This is a genomic window from Bifidobacterium sp. MSTE12 (genome assembly GCF_000513015.1).
In the GTDB taxonomy this organism is placed as follows: domain Bacteria; phylum Actinomycetota; class Actinomycetes; order Actinomycetales; family Bifidobacteriaceae; genus Bifidobacterium; species Bifidobacterium dentium.
In genome coordinates this window covers 205,804-220,757 of the sequence record NZ_AZYA01000007.1, presented here as the reverse complement: position 1 = coordinate 220,757, position 14,954 = coordinate 205,804, and the positions used below count along the sequence as shown (strand labels likewise).

Below are 14,954 nucleotides of genomic sequence, written 5' to 3'. Positions count from 1 at the left end.
TAGATTTACTCCTCGCGGTTCTTCTCGTACGTCACAAAGCGGAATCCGGCAATGTCGTCGGATCCCTTCTGCGTGCCTTGCCACACGCCTTCCTCGGCCATACGCCACGCACCGGATTCCGCCAGCGAAGCGATGTCGGGCGCATAGGTGTCGGCGTCGACATGCATGCTGATCTGCGTCACATACGCCTTGTCGGCAAACGGCAACGCATCGCGGAACACCTGCGCTCCGCCGATGATCCAGATTTCGCTACGGTCGAGACCGTCATCCGGAATGGCTTCCTGACGGGCCAGGTCGAGCGCGTCATCCAACGTGTCGACCACGGTCGCACCCGGCGCGGAATATGCCGGATCATGCGAAATCACGATATTGTCGCGGTTCGGCAACGGGCGGAACTTCGGGCTCAACGCTTCCCACGTTCTCCTGCCCATGATGACCGGATGCGAGACGGTAAGCTCCGTGAAATGCTTCATATCCTCCGGCAGACGCCAAGGCATGCCGCCCTCGAATCCGATGGCGCCGTCGCGACCTTCCTTGTCGCGGGCCTGCGCCCAAATCAGATTCACCGAGAAGGTCTTGGGGAAATCGTCACCCCAATCCTCCTCGTCCTCAAGCCCGGCATGTCCGGGCTCGGGTTCGTGATAGCCACTGCGGCTACTATCATGCTCCATTTCATTCACTCCTTGAGATTGGACTAGGGTCAGTAGTCTAGCGGCTGGCGCAGACGCTCAGACCGCCACCGGCGCCTTGATGGTGGGGTGGTGCCGGTAATCGACGATTTCGAAGTCACTGTAATCGTAATCGAACAATGATTCGGCCTCGTGAATGCGAATCTTCGGATACGGATACGGTTCGCGGCCCAACTGCTCAAGCACCTGATCGACATGATTGTCGTACACATGGCAATCACCGCCGGTCCACACGAACTCCCCCGGCTCCAAACCGGCCTGCTGCGCCATCATGAGGGTGAGCAGCGAGTACGAGGCGATGTTGAACGGCACGCCAAGGAACATGTCGCAGGAACGCTGGTACAGCTGGCAGCTCAGTCGGCCATCTGCCACATAGAACTGGAACAGCGCGTGGCATGGCGGCAGGGCCATATGTTCCACTTCGGCCGGATTCCAAGCGGACACCACCATACGGCGCGAATCCGGATGATGCTTGATCAAATCAAGCACGTTCGTGATCTGGTCGATGGTACGGTTCGGATCGTCCGGCGTGGGTGCGGGCCAGCTACGCCACTGCGCGCCATATACCGGACCAAGATCGCCGTTCTCATCGGCCCACTCATCCCAGATGTGCACGTTATGCTCCTGCAACCAGCGCACGTTGGTGGAACCCTTGAGGAACCACAGCAACTCATAGGCCAACCCCTTGAAGAACACGGTCTTCGTGGTCAATAACGGGAAACCGTCCTTCAGATCGAAACGAATCTGCTGGCCGAACAGGCTGATCGTACCGGTGCCCGTGCGATCGGACTTCAAGGTGCCCTCCGTCATGATCCTGCGCACGAGATCCTCATACGGCATGGGAATGTCGGTATCGGGGCGTGCGGGAATACGAGTGCGAATGTCTGCAAGTTGTTCCGATGTCAAAGCCATGTCTCACAGCTTAACAGCCAGAAGCTTCGCATGCCGTCTATTCGTCCAAGGCCCGTCCACATGGCGATTCCTTATGCTTTTCGGAACGTTTCGCAGCAAACGAACCCATATGGATTACATTAGTAGAGGTGAGGAGCGAACGGCGCTCCCGGTAAGACGATGAGGAGTTTCCATGGGCAAGCGACTGTGGGTCGAGCGCAACAAAGACGGTTCCTGGGATGCATTCAGCGAGGACGGCGCCCATATCAAGTTCGGCAAGGGCCGTGGCCAGTTCACTCCCGGCGATCTGATGAAGATCGCTCTGGCCGGCTGTGCGGCGCTGTCAAGCCAGTTCGCCATCGAACACACGCTGGGCGAGGGCGAAGGCGCGAAAATCGTTGTCGACGGCACCTATGACGCCGACAACGACGCCTACATCGGATTCGACGAACAGATCGAAATCGACGCCACCGCTGCGGGACTGAGCGACGAGGACGCCGACAAGCTCAAGGAGCGCGTCACCCGCCATATCGACAAGGGATGCACGGTGAAGCACACGTACGTCGAGCCGACTCCGGTGCGCATGAACGTGACCGTCAAGCACTAAGCCACGTCTCCGGACAAGAGCGCAATACAACGGCAAAAGCAAAGGGCTTGCGATTCCCATCACAACGGAAATCGCAAGCCCTTTGTCGTGCCCCGATCGGAGGCGCTACCGCCTCACCGGCGCCTTACTGGCGCTCCGGGTCGATCTTGGTCTCAATGGCCTCGACCACCTCCGGCTCCGCCTTAGTGACCGGCACCTCCTCGACGCCCTTGATATCGTCAAGCGACTTCGGTGCAACATCGGCCGGGGAGCTCGGCACCGTGTCAAGACGGCTTTCCGCAGCCTCCACATACTTGCGCGGCACCACGTAGACCGGTCCGACGGCATGCTGCAGCAGGCCCTGGCTGGTGGAGCCCAGCAGCAGGCCGGTGAAACCGCCGCGGCCACGAGAACCGACCACCACAACGTCATGATCGTAGCTGGCCTTGGTCAGCGCGCCGACCGCCGGACCGGGCACGATCTGCTTGTTGATCGTCAGATTCGGATGGGACTCCTCCAGCGGCTTGATACGCACGTCAAGATCCTCCTTGAAGGAAGCCATGACGCCTTCATCCTCCGAGCCCTTCATATTCGGCACCGCAGAGATCACGTCAAGTTCGGCGCCCCAGGCATCGGCGAAGTCGGCGGCGATCTCGAGCGCCTTCAGACCCCACTTGGATTCATCCGAGCCGACGGCCACTTTGGTGATGGTGTTGTTCAGATGCATCAGATTGCCATCGTCGTCGGTGTACGGCACGACCACGATCGGACAATAGGCGTAGGCCGGCAGGCTGGAGCTGGTGGTTCCCAGCAGACGCTCCGCCAAGCCGCCCTTGCCACGATTGCCGATGACGATCAGATTGTAGTTGCGCGACAGTTCGACGAACACCGATGCCGGATCTCCCGTAACGATCAACGTCGCGGCCTCGACGCCCTGCTCATCGGCGATGGCCTTGGCCTTCGACAGAATCTCCTGAGCATCGCTGTGTGCCGCGTTGTCATCGCCCATCGCCGTATACGTGGCGTCGAACGACACCGCCGCGTAGCTCGGCAGCGAGTACGCGCAAACGATCTGCAGCGTCAGTCCAGCATGCTTCGCATAGTTCGCTGCCCACCATGTGGCCTTGTAGCTGGCGTGGGAACCATCAACGCCAACGAGAATTGCCTTGTCGTTAATCATGGACGACCTCCTTGAACTAGTACAGCGCCGCTATGCACTGCCTCTAGCCACAACAATACCGCGCGACATGCGTGTCCGACAGTAGCGACGCGACTGAATTGCAACCGTCCATGCAACACAAAGGCGTATCCCCAGTCATGGGGATACGCCTTCAGCGAAAGTCAAGAATCGTCAGAAGATACGACGAATGCTGTAGCTACCCGGGAAGACCCAAGCGATCGGATCGTAGCGAGTACCGTTCAGCTGTGAGTTGATGACCATGCCATTGCCGACATAGATGGCGGCATGCTGCGAGTTGGCGATGATATCTCCCGGCTGCGCTTCGGCAAGGCTACCGACCGCGCGGCCCGCGGTTGCCTGCGCACCGGAGTAATGCGGCAGGGAAACGCCCATCTGTCCATACACATACTGCACGAAACCGGAGCAGTCCCAGCCGGACGGGGTGTTGCCGCCGGACACGTACGGCACCTTGCCGACGAATTGGCCGGCAAACGACAGCAGACTGGACACGCTCGTGCCGTCCGGTGGAGTCACGGTGACGGTGGAAGTGCTGTTGCTGGAATTGTCCGTGGTCAAATCACTACGGTCCGAGCTACGGGAAGCCTGCTGCTGGGCTGCCGCGGCAGCCTGTTCGCGGGCCTGCTGTTCGGCAGCGGCACGCTCCTCGGCGTCCTTTTCGGCCTGAGACTTGGTTTGCGGGACGTCCAGGCTTTCCACGCCGCCCCAATCGGAATCCTGTTCGACTTCGGTGGAGGTGGATTCAGCCAGAATGTTCTTCTTCACGGCGCTCACCTTGGGGAACGACCGTGTAGCGACAACAGAACCTTGGCCTGCTGCATCATCAGCGGCAAGGGCCACGGGCGCCACACCGGAGAACAACACGGTAGCGGCGACGATAGCGGTAAGCATTGAGCAACGTTTAGTCAGATTCTTCATCAACAACCAAGTGTACGACAAGCTGACTACAAAAACCGAATCAGTAATGAATGTACTGGAAATCGTTCACATTTGTGAGCGTACGGGAGTAAGTTTTACCGTTCATCACGGAGCCGCACTCAGAAGTGACGATGGAACCGTCGTCATTGATCTTCTCGACGATGGCGACATGGCCGTAATAGGAGTCGGAACCCTCCTGGCCTGCGGCGAACACGATGATGTCACCGACATGGCGAGGGGTATTGTCGACCCAATAGCCCAAGGCCTTCGCGGAAGCGGCCCACTGGCATCCATTGCCGAAGTGGGAACCGGCAGGCAGGCCGAGCTGATGGCGACGCACATACGCCCACCACGTGCACTGGCTGAATTCATACGCATTGCCGGAATCGCCGGTGGCGTGTTCGGAATCGAATCCGGCGGGCAACGACTCGGAATCCTGATCCATCAGCACCGCAACGTTCGGATTGCTGGCCTTGGACTTGGAAAGCTGGCTGACGTCGGCGATCGTGTTGGCGTCACCAAGCTGCCATTCACCGTTATTGGAAGTCTGCGAGGCGTCAGAGGAATCGACCAGCGAGTCAAGGGCGGTACGTTCCTCGGAACGGGAGGCTGCGGAAGTGTCGGATACGCGCTTGAGCTGCGTGGTAGTGGTAGCCGCATCGGCCACCAACAGATTCATCGAATTCTGCTGGGTAAGCGCCACCGCCGTGGCAGCGGTGCCCACTAAGGCGGCCAGCGAGGCGGAGGTTACAATCGTGGAACGGCGTTCCGCCGCACGAGCGGCCTCACGCATGGCGCGACGGGTCATCGGAGCCACTTCGTTCAGTTTTTCGGCAACCGCCGGGTCCAGTCCGACAACGGCGCCCCCGCCATTAGCCAGCTGAACCATACGCACGGCCTTGGCGGTGTGGGAACCACGGCTCGACGTGAACAGTGCCTTCGCAGCACTGAAACGTTCATCCGAAACCCGGGCAGCTTTATGCGCCGCATGCCTCATAAATCAATCACTCCTTGCGGATTCCTCGCGGATGTACCTAAACCCACACGCCCTCGAGCACGTGAAGCTACAAAACCGTCACGATAGGACACGTTACACCGGGGCCAAGATTTACCTCGGAATCAATCCCCCTTACCAACGGATCATCCTGAGTCCGCCTAGCGGTCATCGCAACGCTCAATCCTTATATCTGGCTACCCTAGGAACCATGACGAATACCGTGACCATTCCTTCCAAACTGCTGCCGGAAGACGGACGTTTCGGTTCGGGACCGAGCAAGATCCGCCCCGAACAGATCCAAGCCCTTGACGACGGCGCCCGCCACTTGCTGGGCACGTCGCACCGGCAGACGCCCATCAAACAGATCGTGGCCTCCATACGCGAAGGCCTGTCGGAGTTCTTTCAGGTTCCCGACGGCTATGAGATCGTGTTGGGCAATGGAGGGGCCAGCGCCTTCTGGGACATCGCCTGCGCTTCGCTGATCACCCGCAAGGCCGCCTTCGGCACCTACGGCTCCTTCAGCACCAAGTTCGCCAAATCCGCGCAGTCGGCGCCGTTCCTCGAAGAACCGGAGATCTTCGCCGGGCAACCGGGCACCTATCGTTTGCCGGAACTCACCGAATATGTGGACGCCTACTGCTGGGCCCATAATGAGACTTCCACCGGCGTGTCCGCGCCGGTCAGACGCATCACGGGCTCCAAGGAACGGGGCGCACTGACGCTGATCGACGCCACCAGCGCCGCGGGTGCCCTGCCGGTCGACATCTCGCAGACCGACGCCTACTACTTCTCCCCGCAGAAGGCCTTCGGGTCGGATGGCGGGCTGTGGGTGGCCGTGCTGTCCCCCGCCGCGATCGAACGTGCCTACGGCATCGCCAAAAGCGTGGACCTGCCGGGCGTGCGCCGTTGGATCCCACCATTCCTGTCGCTCACTTCAGCCATCGAGAACTCTCGCAAGGATCAGACGCTGAACACTCCCGCCGTGGCCACGCTGGTGATGATGGAGAACCAGATACGCTGGCTCAACGACAACGGAGGCCTGGCATGGGCCTCGACACGTTGCGCCAAGTCCGCCTCGCTGCTGTACACATGGGCGGAGCATTCCGATTACGCCTCGCCATTCGTTGCCGACAAGGCCGCACGTTCGAACGCCGTGGTCACCATCGACCTCGATGAGTCCATCAACGCCTCCCAAGTGGTGGCGGCATTGCGCGAAAACGGCATCGTCGACACGAACGGCTACCGCAAACTGGGGCGTAACCAACTGCGCGTAGGCGTATTCCCCTCTGTGGAACCGGCCGACGTGACCGCACTCATCCATTGCATCGACTATGTGGTCGAACACCTCTAAAACGGGGTGGAAGCCACGATGAACGAGCCGGAGGAATCCTCCGGCTTTTTCGTTGCCTGAACCGCATCGACGGACAGCCTGCCTTCGCCCGCCGGCACAAATACCGCCTCACCGGCGGCGAGCACGCGCGAATCCCGTTCACTGTCGCACAGCACCCTGCCCTCGGTGCACAGCACCACTCGCGGACCACGATGCGGCAATGGCTGGCGGGTGGCCTTTACGTAATCGGCAAGTCTGCCGTAGCGCTGCACCATACGATCGAGTATCGGCCACGGCCGTCTCGCACCGTCCACATGACCGTAGGCGAGCATGAACTCATCGACCGGCGGACGGTAAAGCACGATGTCTCGCATGACGAACGTACCCAGCCGCGCGTCGGAAGGGTCGATCGGCCCGGCGGACGCACAGTTCAAGCACTGCAGCAGATTATCGATGTCCCGGTGCTTCACCGTCATGCCGGCGCGCAGCACGTTGTCGGAATTCGTCATGATCTCCGCGCCGGTACCCTGAATGTATGCATGCGGAGTACCCGCCGGGATGAACACGGAACCGCCCTCGTCCAGCGAAATCGGGTTCATCATCAGCAACGTCAGCACACTGGCGTCATCGGGAAAAGCCCGCGCCGCAGCAATCGCATAATCGAACGCCATCCTGGACTTCGTCGATGCCACCGATCCTCGCGCATGCACCAACGCCTGCAACAATCCCGCCGCCTGATCGCCATCCGCCGTAATCGCGGCATGGAAGGCTCGAAAAGTCCTCATATAGGAAGTCGGCCACACCACGGACGCAAGCGGCATACGGGAATCAGCCTCAGAAAAATCAGCCGCTTCCAAGTGCTCATGATGCCGCGGGTGGCCTCCCAACGCATGTTCCATGCGGCGGGTCAGCGGATGATCGACGGCATGCAGGTTCCGCAGGGCAAAGGCACGCGGCGCGAACCCGACCGAGGCCTGGAACGAAGTCAGCGCCACGACCATCTCGCTTTTCTCGTTCACGTCCTTGAACGAACGCAACAGCGAATTCAGCGGAATGCCCGCGACGTTCTCGGCATTGAAGCCGGCACGAGCCTGGAAACCGACCGGATGCACCTGCATCGACAGCGGAATCCGCGCGGAAATCACTTTGAACAGGTACGGCAATACCGGACCGAAACGCTCGGAACAAGTCGGGCCGACCATCATGCCCGGCGCATTGCGGATCGCCTGCGGCAGCGGCACATGCACGCCCGGCCCCAACGCCACTTCGGAGGGGGATTCCTCATGACCGCTGAACCACATCTCGGCCAGCGGCTCACCGTTCGCCGGTAGCGAAAACAGATCCTGCAACCGTGTTTTCGAGCCCCAAGCATAGCGCTTCGGTACCGGGCTGATCGAAAACACCGCGTTCCTTCCGCCTATTTCACGATTCCACCCTACAAGGTTACCCCGCGTTGTATGGTGACCGTATGAAATTAGCCCCGATCATCGACCCCAGCGTACGTAAGCCATCACCGAAGCCGGTACGCGTGGACCTACGCAAGGTGTTCATGGTCGGCACATCGCTGTGGGCCGTCGGACTGGTCATCTGCATGATTCTGCTGGCGCTCGGCTTCGATGTCGAACGCGGCCAGACGATGTGTGCGGCGGGCACGGTCATCGGCGTGCTCATGCTCCTATGGGAGCATTTCGACCGCTGGGATTACCGCAGGCTCGGTGAGTAGCGCCGGTCAGTTCCGCACGTTCCGCGCCGCCCGCGCCAATGGCAGCGTCAAGGTGAACGTACTCCCCTGCCCCGGGCTGCTCCACACCGACGCCGAACCGTGATGCGTCAGCGCTATATGTTTGACGATGGCCAGGCCCAGACCGATGCCGTCTTGCGAGTGCCCGTTCTGATTGCCACCACGGTAGAAGCGCTCGAACACGCGCTCCTGCTCCTTGTCGGCGATGCCGATGCCTCGATCGAGCACCCGGATCACCACCCGCTCGCCGTCCTCGTCGGGCTTGGCCGTCATATTGACGCTCGCACCGTCCGGCGAATATATGATGGCGTTCTCCACAAGCTTGGCGAGCGCGGTCTGAATCTGCTCGGCCTCACCATTGGTCTCCAACGATTCGTCACCGCTCACATCGATGGTGATGCCACGCCGTGCGGCCTCCTCCTTATGGCTGGCCGCCACCGCTTCGAGCTGCGCCATGACGTTGATGCGATTATCAGAGGTCGGCAGAATCGGCTCCTGCGCTTTGATGAGCAACAGCAGATCGGAGACCATGTGCTCCAAATGCGTGCATGACCGGCGCAGTTGCGCCGCATTCTCCCGAACACCGTCTTGGCTGGCACCGTCACGTTCCAACGTGTCGGCAAGCCGCTCCAGGGATTGCGTTGGCTTCAGCAACTGCTCGGATACGTTGGTGATGAAGGAGTCACGCACCTGGGAGAAGCGGATGGTTTCGCTCACATCGGAGATCAGCACCACCACGAACTTCTCATTGAGTCTGCCGACGATGACCTTCAGCCAATTCGGACGAGACACCGAGGCCGCCGGCTCATCCTTGCGTTGCCCGATCAGCGCTTGCCTGGCGGCTTCGCGCGTGGTCGGCTTGCCGGCCCTCGGCGCCGATTGCGCCACATGCGCAGTGGTGGTGGTCAGGTCAAACTGCTTCTTGCCACCCTCCCTGCGCACCTCGCGCACAGCCCTGAGCACGGACTCCTCGACGATGGCATCATCACGCACTACGCCCAGCGTGTAGGCCGAAGGGTGCGCACGCACCACCTCGTCGGCATCATCGACCACGATGGAAGCCAACGGAAGCATGGAAAGCAATGCATTCGTGGAGTCATCCAACGTATCGTCATCGGTGTTCCGCGTATTATCATCGCGGTGCGGCAGTGAGCGCCACCACGTGCTCAGGGATTCCAACATGCTTTCATTCTCGCACACTCCCCTTAAGTCACCCGACATGCCCGTGCATGACCTGCCGCGTGAACATACGGTGAACGCGCCGGTGAACTTTGTCGGAACAACACGAGGAACGCCTGTGCAATCCACGGTTTGCTAATAGACTTAGGAGAGGTTGCATCAGACCCATATTCGTGAAATCGTTATGAAAGGCAAGTCATATGCGCGTTATTTTCAACGAAGAGCTCAAGGCTGTTGCCGATGACCTCGATCGCATGGTACACAGCGTTCGCAAGGCAATCAACGGTGCCGGCGACGCGCTGCTGAATCAGAATCTTGAAGCCGCACAGGCCGTCATCGACGGCGACATCGAAATCGACGCCTTGGAATCCAGCGTCATCGACCAGTGTGTGAAGCTGCTGGCCAAGCAGAATCCGGTCGCCACCGATCTGCGTGTGGTCGTTTCCACCCTGCGACTGGCGGCCACCTTTGAGCGCATGGGCGATCTGGCCCGCCACATCGCCGAAGCCGCACGCCGCACCTATCCGGCTTCTCCGCTGCCGGAGAATGCTCAGCCGCTGTTCGCCGAAATGCAGGCGTTCCTGAACGAGACCGCCGATCGCGTGGTTTCCATGCTCTCCGACCGTGATACCCAGGTGGCCGAGCAGATCATCCTCAGCGACGACAAGCTCGACGCCCTGCACAAGAAGACCTTCGAACTGGCACAGTCCGAAGATTGGCAGGGTACCAACCAGCAGCTCATCGACGTGGTGCTCATCGGCCGCTTCATGGAGCGTCTCGGCGACCATGCCGTCTCCGCGGCCCGTCGTGTGGTGTTCATCGTCTCCGGCTTCGACCCGACCAAGGAGCCGAGCCGCGACGAAGGTACTGATATCGACTGATCCGCCATTTATAAGCGAAATAGGTGGCCTCCACGCCCGTGGAGGCCACCTATTTCGCTTATAAATGGCACATGCATGCCTAGAACCACACATCCTGTCTATTTTCTGCCTATATACTTTTGCGCGATGCCGCGGCACAATAAAAGGCAGTGACATCCAAAGGAGGCAGTCATGTACTATTCCAACGGCAATTACGAAGCATTCGCCCGCCCGAAGAAGCCGGAGGGCGTGGACTCCAAGAACGCCTACATCATCGGCACGGGGCTTGCGGCACTGAGTGCGGCCTGCTATCTGGTGCGCGACGCACAGATGCCCGGCGATCATATTCATGTGTTCGAGAAAGACGCGGTGCCCGGCGGTGCCTGTGACGGCGCAAACATTCCAAGCGTCGGCTACGTGATGCGCGGCGGCCGAGAGATGGACAACCACTTCGAGGTGATGTGGGACCTGTTCCGCTCCATCCCCTCCATCGAAACCGAAGGCGTGTCCGTACTGGACGAGTACTACTGGCTGAACAAAGAGGATCCGAACTATTCGCTATGCCGTTCCACCAGGGCTCGAGGCATCGACGCCGGCACGAACGGCAAGTTCGCCCTGACCGATAAGGCCTCCATGGAGATCATGAAACTGTTCTTCACCCCGAACGAGGAACTGTACGGCAAGAAGATCTCCGACTTCTTCGACGACGAGGTATTCGACTCGAACTTCTGGATGTATTGGCGCACCATGTTCGCTTTCGAGAACTGGCACAGTGCGCTGGAGATGAAGCTGTACATCAAGCGTTACATCCACCACATCGGCGGCCTGCCTGACTTCAGCGCCCTGCGGTTCACCCGCTACAACCAGTACGAGTCAATGATCCTCCCGATGATCACCTACCTTGAAGGCTTCGGCGTGCAATTCCACTACAACGTCAAGGTCGACAACGTCGAGTTCAAGATCGGCGGCGGCATGGGCCCTGCGCGCCCGCACACCGGCGTCGGACAGGACACGATTCTGAAGAAGCAGGCCGAATCCGGCACGTTCGTACGCAATCCGCACAGCTCGCCGACCAGAAAAATGGCCACGCGCATCGACCTGACCGAAGCCGACGGCGCGACCCGCGCGATCGCTTTAAGCGACAACGATCTGGTGTTCATCACCAACGGCGGCTGCGTGGAAAACTCCTCAATGGGCTCACAGACCGAACCGGCCAAGTGGGATCCGCAGATCCGCCCCGGTGGTGGCTGGGACATGTGGCGCCGCATCGCCAAGCAGGATCCGAGCTTCGGCCATCCGGACGTATTCTGCGGCGATCCCGAGCATTCGAAGTGGATGAGCGCCACCGTCACCACGCTCGACATGGAGATCCCGCCATACATCCAGAAGATCTGCAAGCGCGATCCGTTCACCGGCCATGTGGTGACCGGCGGCATCGTAACCGTGGAGGATTCCAACTGGCTGATGAGCTGGACCCTGAACCGCCAGCAGCAGTTCCGCGACCAGCCGAAGGATCAGCTGTGCGTGTGGGTATACGGACTATTCCCCGACAAGCCGGGCAATTATGTGAAGAAGCCGATGCAGGACTGCACCGGCGAGGAGATCTGCGAGGAGTGGCTCTACCATATGGGCGTGCCAACCGACAAGATCGAAGACCTGGCGCACAACCATGCCAACACGGTTCCGGTGATGATGCCATACATCGACGCGTTCTTCATGCCGCGTTCCGCCGGTGACCGCCCCGACGTGGTGCCGGACGGTGCGGTGAACTTCGCATTCCTCGGCCAGTTCGCGGAGACCCCACGCGACACGATTTTCACCACGGAATATTCGATGCGCACCGGCATGGAGGCGGTGTACACACTGTGCGACGTGGATCGAGGCGTGCCGGAAGTGTGGGGTTCGGTCTACGACGTGCGCAATCTGCTCAACGCCACGGTGATGCTACGCGACGGCAAGCCGATCACCGACATGAATCTCAATGTCATCGAGAAGACCGTGCTCAAGCAGATACTGAAGAAACTGGAGCATACCGACATCGCCATGCTACTCAAAGAGTATGGCGTGGTCTGATCCGAACCGGTCAGATCAGGAGGCAGGCAGGCCGATTATAGGGCTGTGCGGTTTCGATACGCACCTGTACGACCGCGCAGCCGCAATCGTTCACTTGCTCGTGTTCCGCCAATGCTGAGGAGAACGCGAAGGGCGGGAACCCACACACTGTGGATTCCCGCCCTTCGTTTGCCGAATGCGGTTAGCGGCTCAGGCTCACTTCTGGCCCTGGGCGGCGACGGCAGCGGCACCGGCAGCGGCAGCTTCCGGATCCAGATACTCGCCACGCGGCTTGATCGGCTTGAAGTTCTCGTCCAGCTCGTACAGTAGCGGCATTGCGGTCGGGATGTTGACCTTGGCGATCTCCTCTTCGGAGAGGTTGTCAAGCATCTTCACGATGGCGCGCAGGCTGTTGCCGTGGGCGGCAATCAGGACGGTCTTGCCGGCCTTGAGCTGCGGCTCGATGTCGGACTTGAAGTACGGCTCGACACGCTTGACCACATCGGCCAGGCACTCGGCTTCCGGAACCGGATCGCCGGTGTAGCGCGGATCGCCGTTCTGGGCGTACTCGTCGTTCGGATCGATCTCCGGCGGCGGGGTGGCGTAGGAACGACGCCACAGCATGAACTTCTCGTCACCGTATTCTTCGCGAATCTGGGTCTTGTTCTTGCCCTGCAGAGCACCGTAGTGGCGCTCGTTCAGACGCCAGCTGCGCTGAACCGGGATCCACAGGCGATCGGCCTCGTCCAGAGCCACGTTGGCGGTGTTGATGGCGCGACGCAACATCGAGGTGAAGACGATATCCGGAAGGACGTTCTTCTCCTTAAGCAGACGGCCGCCGTTCTTGGCTTCCTCGACACCCTGCTCGGTCAGCGGGACGTCGACCCAGCCGGTGAACTGATTGGTTTTATTCCATGCGCTCTGTCCGTGACGGAGCAGTACTAGTTTGTAAGTCATGCTTGCCAGTCTACCGCCCCTGCCGCCCAAAAACGAACGGTTTCTCGATTATTCCGGTTACGTTTGTGCAACAATCTGATTTTGGCAGGATTCCACTCTGCCCGATTGACCGCGATGGTCACTTGCAGACCCGCCCATACACCGCAAATCGACCGGCTACATGAACATCGACGACACCGCGAACGTCACGGCCAGCACGAGTGATCCCAGGGAGCAAAGCGGCAACGCGGCCTTATAGCGCTCCTTCGCGATGGCCGCGATGGCCGCAGCATGGATCGCGCACATGATGAGGGTTGCCGCAATCGGCACGATTGATACTGCTGGAACGCTTTTCGCGACGAACGTGGACCGCCAAAGCACAAGAAGGAACAGGATCGCCATGGCCGAGGCCATCGTCAGCAATGAGATGGTCAGGACGGCTCCCTTCGACCGCCCCAAAGCCGTCATCCAGGTATGCTTGCCATGGTCGTGGTCTGATTCGATGTCGCGCAGATTATTGACGCACAGGACCGTCACCGCGACGAAACCCTCGGCGCACCCACCCCAGACACCGGAAAGCGAAACCGTTCCGGACAGGGCGAACATCGTACCGCAGGTGGCGACGAGGCCGAAGAAGACGAAGACGAACACCTCACCCAGGCAACGGTAGCCATAAGGATGTTTGCCACCGACATAGCACCAGCCAGCCACGAGACAGGCGAAGCCGACCAAGATGAACCACCAGTATCCGGTCAACGCGCATACCACCAAGCCACACAGGCAGGCAATCAGTGCATTGATTCCGGCCGCCGCCAACACCGCCCTGGGATTCACGCCCGAAGCGACCAATCGGGCCGGGCCACGCGGCGTGTCACGGGTCGGCAGTGTTCCGGCGGAGGAGCGGCCCGGCTCCATATCGGCTCCTCGACCTTCATCCATCCCGCGCACACCGTCGGAGTAGTCATTCGCGAAGTTCGCGGCGATTTGCAGGAACAGCGCCACGCAACCACACAGCACCGCCACCAGTACGAACCATGACAGGGAAGTCTGGCATGTACCGACCATCGAACCGAGTTTCGTCTCCCTCAGATCATGTTGGCCTCCGAAGAACGGACACGGCTCGTGCAGTATGTCACCACCCTGCGAATAGACGAACACGCCCTTCCATGACAACGCGGTTCCGATGATCACCGGGGCAATCGCCAATGGCAGGGTCTTCAAACGAGCGCCGCGAATCCAAGTCGACATTTTCATGAGTGCCATTCTAGGGTTACGCGCGGGATTCAGTTTTCAAGCATTCCCATTTTTCGGTGAGTCACATGTCAATCGCCCGACCTCTCGTTCTGGCGTTGAATTTCGCCACGGCATGTTTGGTGTAGGTCTTGACCACATTCCCGGACATGCCCTGCCCTCACATGCATGCAAGATACGGGTCGCTTGGTTTATCTTTGTTTACCCAAAGTATATTTTCTATCTTCCGTAGTATTTTCGGCTTGATGAGCATAGGCAGCAGCAGAACAAAAAAGCCAATCAAGCGTTATGCCGATTATTATCGATAATTCCAATTTCCAGATACA

14 protein-coding genes are annotated in these 14,954 nt (G+C 59.9%); 5 read left to right on the top strand and 9 right to left on the bottom strand.

Annotated features, from left to right (window positions below; translation table 11 throughout):
* Positions 1-5 precede the first annotated feature (5 nt).
* Both HMPREF1494_RS01780 and HMPREF1494_RS01775 read right to left on the bottom strand, forming a co-directional pair.
* A complete protein-coding gene (locus HMPREF1494_RS01780) occupies positions 6-671 on the bottom strand; it encodes a dihydrofolate reductase (protein ID WP_003837222.1) in 666 nt (221 codons plus the stop codon).
* 57 nt (positions 672-728) lie between these two features.
* On the bottom strand, positions 729-1,601 hold the full coding sequence (locus tag HMPREF1494_RS01775; RefSeq protein WP_003837224.1) for a thymidylate synthase: 873 nt from the start codon (positions 1,599-1,601) through the stop codon (positions 729-731).
* 172 nt (positions 1,602-1,773) lie between these two features.
* Between HMPREF1494_RS01775 and HMPREF1494_RS01770 the strand changes: the two genes are divergently transcribed.
* Positions 1,774-2,187 (top strand): OsmC family protein, encoded by a 414-nt coding sequence (locus HMPREF1494_RS01770; protein WP_034518857.1) that lies wholly within the window; start codon positions 1,774-1,776, stop codon positions 2,185-2,187.
* A gap of 124 nt (positions 2,188-2,311) precedes the next feature.
* Here HMPREF1494_RS01770 and HMPREF1494_RS01765 read toward each other — a convergent pair whose 3' ends face one another.
* The 3 genes from HMPREF1494_RS01765 to HMPREF1494_RS01755 form a co-directional block, all read right to left on the bottom strand.
* A complete protein-coding gene (locus HMPREF1494_RS01765; RefSeq protein WP_003837228.1) occupies positions 2,312-3,346 on the bottom strand; it encodes a universal stress protein in 1,035 nt (344 codons plus the stop codon).
* A 171-nt stretch (positions 3,347-3,517) separates the two neighbouring features.
* On the bottom strand, positions 3,518-4,282 hold the full coding sequence (locus HMPREF1494_RS01760; RefSeq protein ID WP_012901900.1) for a C40 family peptidase: 765 nt from the start codon (positions 4,280-4,282) through the stop codon (positions 3,518-3,520).
* Positions 4,283-4,322: 40 nt separating this feature from the next.
* The gene (locus HMPREF1494_RS01755; RefSeq protein WP_003837232.1) at positions 4,323-5,279 is read right to left on the bottom strand and encodes a CHAP domain-containing protein; all 957 of its coding nucleotides are present in this window, start codon (positions 5,277-5,279) and stop codon (positions 4,323-4,325) included.
* A 208-nt stretch (positions 5,280-5,487) separates the two neighbouring features.
* On the opposite strand from HMPREF1494_RS01755, the gene serC reads away from it, so the two are divergent.
* Positions 5,488-6,630, top strand: coding sequence for a phosphoserine transaminase (gene serC / locus HMPREF1494_RS01750; RefSeq protein ID WP_034518836.1), 1,143 nt, complete (start codon positions 5,488-5,490; stop codon positions 6,628-6,630).
* Here serC and manA read toward each other — a convergent pair.
* Complete coding sequence (manA, locus tag HMPREF1494_RS01745; RefSeq protein ID WP_034518833.1) at positions 6,627-8,012, bottom strand: mannose-6-phosphate isomerase, class I; 1,386 nt, start codon at positions 8,010-8,012, stop codon at positions 6,627-6,629. The genes serC and manA overlap by 4 nt on opposite strands.
* 65 nt (positions 8,013-8,077) lie before the next feature.
* Here manA and HMPREF1494_RS01740 point away from each other — a divergent pair, with 65 nt between their 5' ends.
* Positions 8,078-8,332 (top strand): DUF2530 domain-containing protein, encoded by a 255-nt coding sequence (locus tag HMPREF1494_RS01740; protein WP_003837236.1) that lies wholly within the window; start codon positions 8,078-8,080, stop codon positions 8,330-8,332.
* 6 nt (positions 8,333-8,338) lie between these two features.
* Here the strand turns inward: HMPREF1494_RS01740 and HMPREF1494_RS01735 are convergent, their stop codons facing one another.
* On the bottom strand, positions 8,339-9,571 hold the full coding sequence (locus HMPREF1494_RS01735; protein WP_034518829.1) for a sensor histidine kinase: 1,233 nt from the start codon (positions 9,569-9,571) through the stop codon (positions 8,339-8,341).
* Between the two features lie 158 nt (positions 9,572-9,729).
* On the opposite strand from HMPREF1494_RS01735, the gene phoU reads away from it, so the two are divergent.
* Together phoU and HMPREF1494_RS01725 are read left to right on the top strand one after the other, a co-directional pair.
* Positions 9,730-10,410 (top strand): phosphate signaling complex protein PhoU, encoded by a 681-nt coding sequence (phoU, locus tag HMPREF1494_RS01730; protein ID WP_034518826.1) that lies wholly within the window; start codon positions 9,730-9,732, stop codon positions 10,408-10,410.
* 171 nt (positions 10,411-10,581) lie between these two features.
* A complete protein-coding gene (locus tag HMPREF1494_RS01725; RefSeq protein ID WP_034518823.1) occupies positions 10,582-12,462 on the top strand; it encodes an oleate hydratase in 1,881 nt (626 codons plus the stop codon).
* 195 nt (positions 12,463-12,657) lie between these two features.
* On the opposite strand, the gene HMPREF1494_RS01720 is transcribed toward HMPREF1494_RS01725, so the two are convergent.
* Both HMPREF1494_RS01720 and menA read right to left on the bottom strand, forming a co-directional pair.
* Positions 12,658-13,398: a phosphoglyceromutase gene (locus HMPREF1494_RS01720; protein WP_003837243.1), complete on the bottom strand. Its 741-nt coding sequence runs from the start codon at positions 13,396-13,398 to the stop codon at positions 12,658-12,660.
* A gap of 156 nt (positions 13,399-13,554) precedes the next feature.
* Positions 13,555-14,631: a 1,4-dihydroxy-2-naphthoate octaprenyltransferase gene (gene menA / locus HMPREF1494_RS01715; RefSeq protein WP_396334913.1), complete on the bottom strand. Its 1,077-nt coding sequence runs from the start codon at positions 14,629-14,631 to the stop codon at positions 13,555-13,557.
* Positions 14,632-14,954 lie beyond the last annotated feature (323 nt).